Here is a 12,077-nt window from a genome sequence, read left to right as displayed (position 1 = left end):
TACTAAGAACTTGTCTCCTTTCGTACAAACACCCGCGTTTTTCCGTCTATGTCTGCTTTTAGCTCATAGTGTTGCTTGACATAGTTATAAACCAGCGGGTAATTTTCTAATCCAAACTCACGGCGGCCGTCGGCACCAAACGTTAACGCCGAATACCCCTGGAATGTTTCTACTACAACCTTGGGCTTATTTCGCTTCAAATCCCTGACGTAACGCTCCAGATAGTAGGTCTGTAGCTTGATGGGACTCATGTGGTAGTGGGTATGACCATCGCGCGTACCCTGTAGCAAGCCGGTGTCGACAAAGAGGGCCGTGTTCCATCCCCAGGTCGCCATCCGTTCGTTGGGTTGGGCAAACCGTGAAATAATCTCGGACTCTTTGGTAGGGGCATAGTGCTCAGTCCCGATCAGCAGGGAAGGGGCCTCCCAGTGGTGGATCGTCTGTATGACCGAAAAGCCCATGGTTACGATAAAAAATATAGGTACACCTACCCGCACCATAAAAGGACGAACCGGTGTGGCAGCTACTGAGGGGAGCTGAATCAGATGATACAGGCAGGCTCCTGCCGTTCCGCACATCCAGGCTACGGGTATAATGAGCATGTTCTGGTAGTGGTAGAAGAACGTCAGGGGCTTTACAGCGCAGAAAAAGGCAACAACCAGCATGACTACGGCAAAGGCGAGCTCGCGCGTGAGCTCACGGCCCAGCATACGTCTCTGCGAATAGAGCATGGTAATACCCAGCAGAAAGCTGAACAGGCCACTGAGCATCCAGAAGGAGTACTCGGGTAGGGCTGTTACGTAATCCAGCGTCTTGCTGATGATCTTCCAGGTAGAATACGTATTACCAAAGGCTCCTTCGACACCTCCGTAGAATAGGTTATTAAGGATATAGGAGTTGATAAAGTCTTCCCACAGGTTGGTCAGCGTCAGGTAAAGGGCCACCAGCAGCGTAGGAGACAGGCCTCCCAGCACAAAAGCACCCGTAGTCTTGATCTGACGCTTATCAGCGTTGATCTTCCACAGGTACCCCAGAGCGATGATCATCCCCAGCGGTATAGCCTGCGGTTTGGAATAGGCCAGCATGCCTATCACAAACCCGGCACCCCAGTAGTATAGGGTGGAATAGCGGCCGCTGATGGACTTACTATAAAAGTACAGGCTCAGTGACGTCAGGAACATAATGGCAAACTCACCGTTGTAGGCACTGAGGCTATGAGCCATAGCCACGATCGTAGCCAGCGGTATGATTACTACATCCGCTATACGTACATTATATAGGTTACGTAAGCCCAGGTACAGGCATAAGAGGGAAGGCAACACGTACAGCGTCAGAGCAAACAGCCGCACGGCCGCGTAACTGAGCGAACCGCCGAACAGCGGAATCAGGCTGAGCGGAATAATACTGAGCGGACCACTGGTGGTACCATCTACTGATAGCCAGAAGTAAGGGTCGGTGTAGAAGGTGGCGGCACCGGCAATCCAGTCGGATTCATCCACATCCAGGTGCGAATAAACCAGCGTTGGTATACGAAGTACCCAGACTCCCACCAGAATGAGGCCTATAAAAAGAGCATCCTTGCGGAGCCAGGAAGTCGTAGAGGTACGTTGACGGAAATAAAATAAAGCCAGCCATAGCGCATTGAACAAAATCGCTAAAGCTATCCACTTTTTTCCACCACGCATATAACCTATCTGATATAACCAATCAGCTGTCTGCGTGGCCCATGAACTATCCATATCAATGATAGCTTGCACTAGCATCATTCAGGCATAAGGGTTGATTGACCGGCTAAAATTAGAGTCATTTATTGGGCTTTACAAATAATACTCCCATTCAGCCTCAGGGAGATACTCCACCAGACTTTGAGGAGACTTACTGACCGCAACCCGACCTGACCGCACAAATTCCAGAATGCCATGGGGCTTGATGTAGTTGAAGAAATCAAAGATCTCTTCTTCAGTTCCGGTCTTTTCAATTACTACGTAGTCAAGGTGCCAGTATACAACCCAGGCTTTATACACCTTATTAACTGTTTCGATGTCTAAAGGTTTGGCACCTGACGGAGTGGCTACCTTAAAAAGTGCAATTTCGTTGTAGGCGATATCATCATTAAGATACCCGAAAACCGCCAGTACTTCTACTACTTTGCGGATCTGGCGTACCAGCTTTTCAACGGCTTCACGCGACTCGTGACGAATCACGATAGTAAAGCGGGATACCCCCTTACGCTCTGTCTCAGAGACAGTAAGGCTCTCGATGTTGATGCGCCGACGGGTAAAAAGAATAGTGATTTTATTGAGTATTCCGATTGTATTCTCGGTAAAGACACAAATGGTGTAAGTAGTCATGGCCCTTAATCCCGGTGGGAAATTTATTTGGTGATAACTAAATCAATGCTGAATTTTTCTGAAAAAGATTGGTCACCTGCCCCACCGGTTTTCACAATGGGGCAGGTACATGTTACTCCAGCCGGATATCGGCTACGCAGGCGCCGGTAGGTACCATCGGGAATACGTTCTCTTCTTTTTCTACAATTACTTCCAGCAGGTAGGGCTTGTCCGACTGCAGAAGCCTGTCGAGGGAGTCGTTCAGGTCGGCACGCTGCTCACAGGTGTGGCCATCTACGCCGAAGCCCTTCGCAATGGTGATAAAATCAGGGTTCTGTAGCTCTACGAAAGAGTAGCGCTTCTGGAAGAACAACTGCTGCCACTGACGTACCATGCCCAGGTAGTTGTTGTTAAGGATGATCGCCTTGACAGGCAGACCGCTCTGCGCAATGGTCCCCAGCTCCTGAATGGTCATCTGGAAGCAGCCGTCGCCGATAATGGCTACTACTTCACGCTCGGGAGCTCCTACCTTGGCGCCAAAGGCAGCCGGAAGGGCATACCCCATGGTACCCAGGCCACCCGAGGTAATGAATGAATTATTCTTTTTGAACTGGTAGTAGCGGGCAGTCATCATCTGGTGCTGTCCTACATCCGCTACTACTACGGCTTCCCCTTTGGTCTTGTCAGACAGCATCCGGATTACCTCGGCCATCTTGATCTTTTCGGTAGTAGGAGCCAACTCGCGCTGGGTGATCTTCTCGTCTTCCAGTGCCTCGTACTTCCGGAACTCATTTCGCCACATGCTGTGGTCATTCGGATTGATCATCGGCAACAGCATCTGAAGCGCCTGCTTAGCATCGCCTACCACAGGAGCCTCGGCTTTTACGACCTTATCAATCTCGGCCGGATCTATTTCGATATGTATAATCTTGGCCTGCTTGGCGTAGCGGCTCACATCGCCCGTTACGCGGTCGTCAAAGCGCAGACCAACACCTATCATGACATCACACTGGTTGGTCAGTACGTTAGTACCGTAGTTGCCGTGCATACCCAGCCAGCCGGCGTACAGCGGGTGGTCTACGGGTACGGACGATAGCCCCAGCAGGGTAGAGGCGCAGGGAATACCCGCTTTTTCTACCAGTTCCAGTAGCTCTTTCTCGGCGCCGGATATTTTGACACCATGACCGAATAGCAGGAGCGGACGCTTGGCCTCGTTGATCAGCTTAGCCGCCTTTTCAACCTGCTCCCGCTTAGGGGTCAGGCGGGGGTGGTAGCTGATCAGTTTTTGGCAACAGGAATAGTTGAATGCCTTCGTCATCATTTCCTGCTGAGCATTCTTGGTAATATCAATCAGTACCGGCCCCGGACGTCCCGACTTGGCTATATAGAAGGCCTTAGCCATTACTTCGGGTATTTCATCGGCCGAGGTAATCTGATAGTTCCACTTGGTAATAGGCATGGTCACCCCGATCACGTCGGTTTCCTGGAAGGCATCGGTACCCAGCAGGTGCATGGCTACCTGTCCAATTACACAAACCATGGGGGTAGAATCAATGATAGCATCGGCTATGGCCGTAACCAAGTTGGTAGCGCCCGGACCGGAAGTAACCAGACATACGCCTACCCGGCCTGATACGCGGGCATACCCTTCGGCAGCATGACCAGCCCCCTGTTCGTGGCGTACCAGAATATGGTTGACCTGGTCCTGGTAGTCATAAATAGCATCATACACGGGCATAATAGCTCCTCCCGGATAACCAAATATGGTATCCACTCCTTCTGCGATCAGTGATCTGATGAGCGCATGCGAGCCGTTCATTAGCTCTGCTGCTTCTACTTTGGGCTGTTGCTCCTCCACCTCAGCGGTTACGGCTTGATTCTCCTTGTATTCCATGACCTTTGCTGGTTTTAGTTTGCTTTTTGTTTTGATTAATTACGCTTCGTCGGTTACGCAGCCTTCGCTGGCCGACTTCACGTTGCGGATATATTTGCCTAGCATTCCCTTCGTAAACTTGGGGGCGGGTTGTACCCAGGCCGCTTTACGGGCTGCCATTTCTTCGTCTGATATATGTAGAGTGAGCTCGCGGGTATTGGCATCGATAGTAATACGATCGCCATCTTTTACCAGAGCTATTGGGCCACCCTCAAATGCCTCGGGAGTTATATGTCCTACCACAAATCCGTGGGTACCTCCCGAAAAACGTCCGTCGGTAATAAGTGCAATCTTGTCACCCAGTCCGGCACCCATAACGGCCGAGGTAGGTTTCAGCATCTCCGACATACCCGGTCCACCTTTAGGGCCAGCGTTACGGATTACGACTATATGGCCCGCTTTGATCTCGCCCTTAGCCAGTGCATCTATGATTTCGGATTCGTGCTCGCATACCTTAGCCTCACCTTCAAAGCGAAGACCTTCTTTACCTGTGATCTTGGCTACCGCACCCTTGGGAGCCAGGTTGCCGTACAGTACCTGTATGTGGCCCGACGCTTTGATTGGCTGAGAGAGCGGGAAGATGATCTTTTGAGCTTCGAAGTCCAGATCCGGAGCCTCGGCCAGGTTTTCGGCTACCGTCTTACCGGTTACGGTCATACAGTCACCGTGGATCAGTCCTTCGCCATGCAGGTACTTCATCACGGCAGGTACCCCACCGATTTCAAGAATATCCTCCATGTAGTACTTACCACTGGGCTTCAGGTCGGCTATAAATGGCGTGCGGTCGCTGATGGCCTGTATGTCGTCCAGAGTAAGAGGTATGCCTGCTGAATGAGCAATGGCCAGGTAGTGCAGTGCCGCGTTGGTAGATCCACCCAGCGCCATTACTACAGTGAGTGCATTTTCCAGCGATTTACGGGTAATGATTTCGGCAGGTGTCAGGTTCATCTCGAGGAGCTTCTTCATAGCCGCTCCGATCTTCTTACACTCCTCCTGCTTTCCTTCGTGCGTAGCCGGGTAGCTGCTGCTGAACGGAAGGCTTAGCCCCATCGCCTCGATGGACGAAGCCATGGTATTGGCAGTATACATACCCCCGCAGGCTCCCTGTCCCGGGATGGAGTTCTGGATTACTCCTTTATAATCTTCATCTGAAATATTACCGGCAAACTTCTTACCCAGTGCCTCAAAAGCCGAAACGATATCCAGCTTCTGGCCCTTGTAATGCCCCGAACGGATCGTACCTCCGTACACCATAATGGCCGGACGATCCAGGCGAGCCATGGCCATGATGGCACCGGGCATGTTCTTGTCACATCCTACTACGGCGATCACGCCATCATACCACTGAGCGGCTACTACGGTCTCGATGGAGTCAGCAATGATATCACGGCTGGGCAGTGAATAACGCATCCCATCGTTTCCGTTGGTCATACCGTCAGATACTCCTATAGTATTAAATACCAGTCCTACCATGTCATTGGCCTGTACACCCTGCTTCACGTACACCGACAGTCCGTTCAGGTGCATGTTACAGGGGTTACCCTCGTAGCCGGTACTCGCTATACCGATCTGAGGTTTGGACATGTCTTCTTCTTTCAGACCAATTCCATAAAGCATAGCCTGTGCGGCCGGATTGGTTACTTCCTGAGTAAGCGTGCGGGAGAATCTGTTTAGTTCCTGGGCCATAGTACGTTTATGATAGTATAAATAAAAGCGCCTCACTCAGCGAGGTGTGAGTGAGGCGCTTTGGCTAACCATTGCGTTCCACTCACACCTTAACAGGTGCTGACGAGTAGGACCACAATGAGTACAGCCAATTGCATAAGCTTTTGAATATTTTTTTCTAGCAGTGAAATTTCGCTAAATGCGTAATTACATCACAAATAAGAAGGCTATCTTTCTTTTTTCCAAATTTTAAAGTCAGTATTTCTCACTTTTATAGTCAAAAATCATCACGTCTTAGTTGAAGACAGTGCTGTAAGATGAAAAGTACTATTTTTGAATATGTCTAACCTTTATTCTTGATTCCCATGTTAACCACCGAATCCGCCTCACGCTACGAAAGTTTGGAGAAAATGAATGTGCGGGAGCTACTAATAAATATTAATAACGAAGACAAGACGGTACCACTGGCCGTCGAGAAAGCCATACCCCAACTGGAAGCTCTGGTAGAGCAGGTCGTGGAGCGGATGAAGCAGGGAGGGCGACTCTTCTATATAGGAGCGGGCACCAGCGGACGACTGGGTGTGGTGGATGCTTCGGAGTGCCCACCTACCTACGGAGTACCTTTTGATCTGGTGATAGGAATCATGGCCGGTGGGGATCGTGCCATCCGACGTGCGGTCGAAAACGCCGAGGACGATCCGGAGCAGGCGTGGAAGGATCTGCAGGAATACCATATCAATGAGCTGGACTCACTGATCGGGATAGCCGCGTCGGGACGTACCCCTTATGTAATAGGTGGCCTGAACGAAGCCCGTAAGGCCGGAATACTTACCGGATGTATTGTCTGCAATGCCGGATCGCCCGTAGCCGCTGCGGCTGAGTACCCGGTGGAGGTAGTAGTAGGGCCGGAGTTCGTAACGGGTAGTACACGTATGAAGGCAGGTACGGCTCAGAAGCTGGTGCTGAACATGCTCTCTACCTCGGTAATGATCCAGCTCGGCCGCGTAAAAGGCAATAAGATGGTGGATATGCAGATGACCAACTACAAACTGGTGCAGCGGGCTATACGAATGGTGACCGAGGAGCTGGGGGTGTCGGATGAAGAAGCGAAGGCGCTGCTGGATGCGCACGGAAGTGTACGGGCCGCTATTGAGGCAGGCCGTAAATCGTAGCAATAGCGTCTGTCTGTATCAGGCCATTATAAGTACCCGATACAATAGATATGGTACCTGTCATTGAGACGTATGTAATAGAACTAACAGCTTATCACCTAACAACCTACCTAATGAAAGCAGCCGTACTCGAAACACTGCATCAGCCTCTTGTCTATAAAGATGTTCCCAAGCCGACAGCCGGCAAGGGGGAAGTCCTTGTGAAGCTCAAAGCCGCCGCCCTGAATCACCGCGACGTATGGATTCAGAAGGGGCTGTACCCGGGTATCAAAGTACCGCAGATCCTGGGCTCTGACGGAGCGGGGGTTGTAGAGGAAGTAGGAGAGGGAGTAAGCGACTATTGGCTGGAAAAGGAAGTAATCATCAATCCCTCGCAGAACTGGGGCGACAACCCGGCCTACTACGGCAAAGACTACAAAATGCTGGGCTTACCGGATGATGGTACTTTTGCGGAGTATGTAAAAGTAGAAGCCAGGTACCTTGCCATAAAGCCCAGTCACCTGACGTTTGAGCAGGCCGCAGCACTACCCCTGGCCGGACTGACGGCCTGGCGGGCGCTGATGTCGCGCGTGGGGCTGAAAGAAGGAGAGCGGGTACTTATAACCGGAGCGGGCGGTGGAGTGGCCCTGATTGCAGCCCAACTGGCGGTGGCTATGGGAGCAGAGGTGTGGGTGACGTCGGGTTCGGATGAGAAGATACAGAAATCAGTAGCGATGGGAGCCAGGGGAGGTGTCAACTACCGGACGCCCACCTGGTACCGCGACCTGCTGGTAAAGGCACAGGCGCCCAAGACGGGCTACTTCGATGTGATCATAGATAGTGCGGGTGGACCGGGCTTTGCCCGTCTGATTGATGTAGCGGCTCCTGGTGGACGTATCTGTTTCTACGGAGGTACTACCGGTAATATTATGGATGTGGTACCGGCCAAGGTGTTCTTTAAGCAGCTCAACATCTACGGCAGTACCATGGGTACCGAGCAGGAGTTTGCAGACATGACGCTGTTCGTGGAAGAGAAAGAAGTAGTACCGGTGGTAGATGTAGTGTTTCCGCTGAGTCAGGCCGAAGAGGCTCTGCGCTACATGGATGCTGGTCAGCAGTTCGGCAAAATCGTGCTATCGGTAGAAGAATAAGCCTAATCGGGTAAGCTGGCTGAAGACTTATTCACTGATTGGGGGAGTTATCCACACCTACTGTGTGGATAACTCTTTTTTTTGTTGTTAACTACTAGCTAGTAGCAGGTAGGTCAGGGATTTACGGCATCATATACCTGAACCCGCTCCCACAGGTGCTTGCAGTTGTCCACAAACTTCAGGTGGGTTGGATGCTCCTGGTAGATGTCATGAGCAGCCTTATCCGTGAAGACAAAGGTGATGGAGAAGTCGTAGGTATGGTCAATAACGGGGCGACGCGTCTCGGCGGGTACCCCGATGTAGGAGGCGTGGATAGCGTCAATGCTTTCGAGGGTCTGGATGCCCGCCAGCAGGTCCTGGTGTGCCTGTTCGTTGCCTTTTTCTTTTAACCAGAAGTATACGGTATGTACAAACATAGGTAGATGGGTAAGTGTATGAGTAATGAAAAATGAAAGAGCGGATCGGGGCTATTTTTTACTTATAAGACTCTTTACTACGGGTAGTGTTTCTTGGGCCCACAGCCGGTGCATCTTTCCCGAGTAGTGCAGCCCGTCGGAGGCTACCATAGTTGGATCATCCAGGGCCGTACGGGATATAGGTGTGATGTCCACATAGCGTACTCCGGCCTTACCGGCTTCCTCTTTGGCTACGGCGTTGAAGGCATCTATTTTGCGGGCTATCTGCTCGCGGTTACGGGTGGCGGCAAAGGGCGTGACGCCCCAGTCGGGTATCGACAGCACAACTACGCGGTCGGCTCGGCCGCCGGCAAAGTTAATACTGGTCTGCAGAAGTTCACGAAATTCGGTGCGGTAGCGCTCCTGGCTCTGGCCACGGTACTGGTTATTGACCCCAATCAGCAGCGACACCAGATCGTAGGTGTTGCGGTTGTTGGCCTGCCGTATGGCCTCCGAAAGCTCGGCGGTGGTCCAGCCGGTGCGGGCTATGATATCCGGCGACTGGATCACAACTCCTTCCGCCCGTAGCAGATCGGCCAGTATGACCGACCAGCGGTCGCTGGCGGGTACACTCTCTCCAATGGTATAGGAGTCACCCAGTGACAGAAAGCGCAGGCCCTGGTTGGTGTCGGGAGTAGTCATGGGATCAGAGTCGGCAGCGCAGGCCTGGCAGCTCAGCAGCAGCCCGGCCAGCACTATATGGAGTAGTTTCATTCTGTCAGTTCGGGTTTATCAGCTTTTTCAAGCTTAAAGGAAAACGTAGTACCCTTGTCTATTTTACTCATTACGGCAATCTTAGAACCATGCCCGTTGAGGATATGTTTGACAATAGCCAGTCCCAGACCCGTACCGCCGCGCTCTTTGGAGCGGCTCTTGTCTACCCGGTAGAAGCGCTCAAAAATGCGGGTCAGGTGCTCCGGCGGAATACCAGGGCCGTTGTCACGTACTGATATCCCAAAGTGTTTCTTCTCTTCTTCAAAGTGTACAATTACTTTCCCTCCCTCGTTGTTGTACTTGATGGCGTTCTCGATGAGGTTGATCATGACCTGCTCTATACGCTGCGGATCGGCTCTCACGCGCACTTCGGGCAGACTGTCCGGCTTCACTTTCAGCACTACCCGGCGGTCGTGGGCGATCTTCTCCAGCCGGTCAAAGATGTCCTCTGTCAGGTGCCGCATATCTACCAGTTCGATGTTCATCTTGATAGCCCCCGTTTCCATCTGCGAAAGCGTGACCAGGTCTTTGACGAGTGCATCCAGTCCGTCCAGGCTCTTGGCGGCTTTTTTCAGAAACCGGTCACGTACATTTACATCGTCGATGGCACCGTCCAGCAGAGTATGAATAAAGCCCTGCGCGGCGAAGATGGGCGTCTTGAGCTCATGGGATACATCCGCCAGAAACTCCCGCCGAAATAGCTCCAGCTTGCGTAGTTCCTCGATTTCCTTCTGTTTTTTGGCTACGTACACAAATATCTCATCGTTGAGTCGCTTGAGGGGGTTGTTCTCCCGGATCAGGGATTTTCGTGAGATATTAAAGTCTTTCAGTTTGAGCTTGTGAATGGTGCGATACATCTTGTTTACCTCGCGGTATACGATGATCTCGATCGTGTACAACACCAGGAAGAAAGAGGTCATAAAGCTGGACACGCATACGACAAACAGCATACTGGGCGTTACACCTTCAACAAAGGCAAGAAAAGAAGTTGTGAAGGCGGAGATTAGGAAAGCTAATAAAAACGCTATGAAGCGAGGACTTAACGACATGATCAGGAAGAGGTTATGCTACTGGTTACTTGAAAATATCCAGTAAGACAAAGGTAGGAAGAAATGCCGAAGGCATACAGTTTTTTGGGAGAAGTAAGCAAATGTTAACACAGGACTGACAGAAGCTGGCTTAGCGCCTGTCAGTAAAAATGTATTGCAGCCGGGGCGACAGGTGCTATCTGCCCCGCTATACTGCTGAATTTGGTAGTATGTCTCAACCCTAACCAATATTAGCTATGAGACCAACGAAAAAACGCGTGCTTTTATTTATCACCATATATCTGGCTATCTATGGTGTGTTTCTTATTTATGATTACCTGAGAGTTCCTTTTGACGGCCTTGTCGCGGGCTGGCGCTACCACCGCCTCATGGGTATGACTGCACTTTCCGGATTGGTAGTGTTGCTGCTCCTGAGGGGTTTTACCTCGAAGAGTACCTTCCGGCAAAACATCGCGCTCTCTGCCGCTACACTGCTGTTTCTTCTACTCATGCTGGAAGCCACAAGCTGGGTAGTCCTGAAAAAGGGATGGCTACCCGCCGAACGGCCCAAGCATCACCTCCTCAACGATGCCCGTGGCCTAAGTGTATCGAGGCGCCCGTTCTGGGGGTACTTTGATCCCCACCTGGCATTCTGGCGACTGCCGCAGGATACCCTCACCGTCGAGGCCTGTAACGGTGAAACAATCTATTACAAGACCAACTCGTACGGCGCCCGTGACAAGGAGCGAACGCCCCATAGTACTACCGGTAAGCGGGTGGTACTTCTGGGTGACTCCTTCATGGAAGGCTACATGGTTAATACGCAGCAGCGGGTATCTGACCGGCTGGAAGATAAAACCAACGTCGAACACCTGAACCTGGGTATAGTAGGTACCAGCCCTATCAACTACTACCTGACCTACAAGCACGTGGGGAAGCAGTTTGAACACGATGCGGTAGTAGTAGGCATACTACCCGCCAATGACTTTGAAGACTATACCCATAAAAGCAGAGTAGGCCTAATACGGACTCCCATCTACCGTCCTTACTGGGACCAGCAGGCAAAGCCTTACCAGCTGAAGTACTCACTGGACTCCTTGGGGGCCTCCGCCTTCTCCCTTAATCACTATGAGGAGCCTGCCCGGATTCATCGCACCATCGATGAGGTTTACCGCTCCCTGCCCGCCAGCAAAAAGATCCACGCAATATTCATGGATAATTCGTACACCTATCAGCTCATTAAGGGGCTACGGAAGCAGCGTGTCGTAACGGTCAACAAGAATTATTCGCGCTATAATACCTACACGGATGAGGAATGGGACATATTTGCCCATTCGCTGGAGCGGCTGTTTGAAGAAGCCGCCGATAAGCAGATCCTGGTGATGATGTACCCAATCCTGAGCGAAGTAGAGGCCTACGCCGAAACCAAAGAAAACCGAATACGAAGCAAAATCGAAGCCTTGTGTAACAAGTACCAGGTAGGCTTCATTGATATGCTACCGTACTTTTATGAGTATGAAGGCGACTGGCAGGACCTGTACGTCCCGTGCGATGGACACTGGTCGGAGCGGGGGGAGGAATTTGTAAGCCAGATCCTGTACAACCATCCGCTGTACCAAAGCCTGCTAAAATAGCTGATACATACCTGGA

Annotated in this window: 10 protein-coding genes; 3 read left to right on the top strand and 7 right to left on the bottom strand. The window is 51.4% G+C overall.

Annotated elements, in window-relative coordinates; translation table 11 throughout:
• Positions 1 to 2: 2 nt before the first annotated feature.
• From JTN23_RS21040 to ilvD, 4 genes are all read right to left on the bottom strand, one after another.
• Positions 3 to 1,766 (bottom strand): hypothetical protein, encoded by a 1,764-nt coding sequence (locus JTN23_RS21040; protein ID WP_247237037.1) that lies wholly within the window; start codon positions 1,764 to 1,766, stop codon positions 3 to 5.
• Between the two features lie 51 nt (positions 1,767 to 1,817).
• Positions 1,818 to 2,351, bottom strand: a complete 534-nt coding sequence (gene ilvN / locus JTN23_RS21035) for an acetolactate synthase small subunit (RefSeq protein ID WP_247237036.1) — start codon at positions 2,349 to 2,351, stop codon at positions 1,818 to 1,820.
• Between the two features lie 112 nt (positions 2,352 to 2,463).
• Complete coding sequence (gene ilvB, locus JTN23_RS21030; RefSeq protein WP_409049465.1) at positions 2,464 to 4,224, bottom strand: biosynthetic-type acetolactate synthase large subunit; 1,761 nt, start codon at positions 4,222 to 4,224, stop codon at positions 2,464 to 2,466.
• A gap of 39 nt (positions 4,225 to 4,263) precedes the next feature.
• Positions 4,264 to 5,949, bottom strand: a complete 1,686-nt coding sequence (gene ilvD, locus JTN23_RS21025) for a dihydroxy-acid dehydratase (protein WP_247237035.1) — start codon at positions 5,947 to 5,949, stop codon at positions 4,264 to 4,266.
• Between the two features lie 344 nt (positions 5,950 to 6,293).
• Between ilvD and murQ the strand changes: the two genes are divergently transcribed.
• Positions 6,294 to 7,100 (top strand): N-acetylmuramic acid 6-phosphate etherase, encoded by an 807-nt coding sequence (gene murQ, locus JTN23_RS21020; protein WP_247237034.1) that lies wholly within the window; start codon positions 6,294 to 6,296, stop codon positions 7,098 to 7,100.
• A 113-nt stretch (positions 7,101 to 7,213) separates the two neighbouring features.
• Positions 7,214 to 8,230 carry a zinc-binding dehydrogenase gene (locus tag JTN23_RS21015; protein WP_247237033.1) on the top strand — a complete coding sequence of 339 codons (1,017 nt, stop codon included), beginning with the start codon at positions 7,214 to 7,216 and terminating at the stop codon, positions 8,228 to 8,230.
• Positions 8,231 to 8,343: 113 nt separating this feature from the next.
• On the opposite strand, the gene JTN23_RS21010 is transcribed toward JTN23_RS21015, so the two are convergent.
• The 3 genes from JTN23_RS21010 to JTN23_RS21000 are packed head-to-tail and all read right to left on the bottom strand — an operon-like array spanning position 8,344 to position 10,448.
• Positions 8,344 to 8,646, bottom strand: a complete 303-nt coding sequence (locus JTN23_RS21010) for a Dabb family protein (protein WP_247237032.1) — start codon at positions 8,644 to 8,646, stop codon at positions 8,344 to 8,346.
• Positions 8,647 to 8,697: 51 nt separating this feature from the next.
• A complete protein-coding gene (locus JTN23_RS21005) occupies positions 8,698 to 9,399 on the bottom strand; it encodes an SGNH/GDSL hydrolase family protein (RefSeq protein WP_247237031.1) in 702 nt (233 codons plus the stop codon).
• Entirely contained in the window at positions 9,396 to 10,448 is a 1,053-nt protein-coding gene (locus JTN23_RS21000; protein ID WP_247237030.1) for a sensor histidine kinase, read from the bottom strand. Before JTN23_RS21000 ends, JTN23_RS21005 begins: the two co-directional genes overlap by 4 nt.
• A gap of 236 nt (positions 10,449 to 10,684) precedes the next feature.
• On the opposite strand from JTN23_RS21000, the gene JTN23_RS20995 reads away from it, so the two are divergent.
• A complete protein-coding gene (locus JTN23_RS20995; protein ID WP_247237029.1) occupies positions 10,685 to 12,061 on the top strand; it encodes an SGNH/GDSL hydrolase family protein in 1,377 nt (458 codons plus the stop codon).
• The last annotated feature ends 16 nt before the right edge of the window (positions 12,062 to 12,077 follow it).

The organism is Telluribacter roseus (assembly GCF_017355915.2).
Lineage (GTDB): Bacteria > Bacteroidota > Bacteroidia > Cytophagales > Spirosomataceae > Telluribacter.
This window is presented reverse-complemented; position numbering and strand designations above follow the sequence as displayed.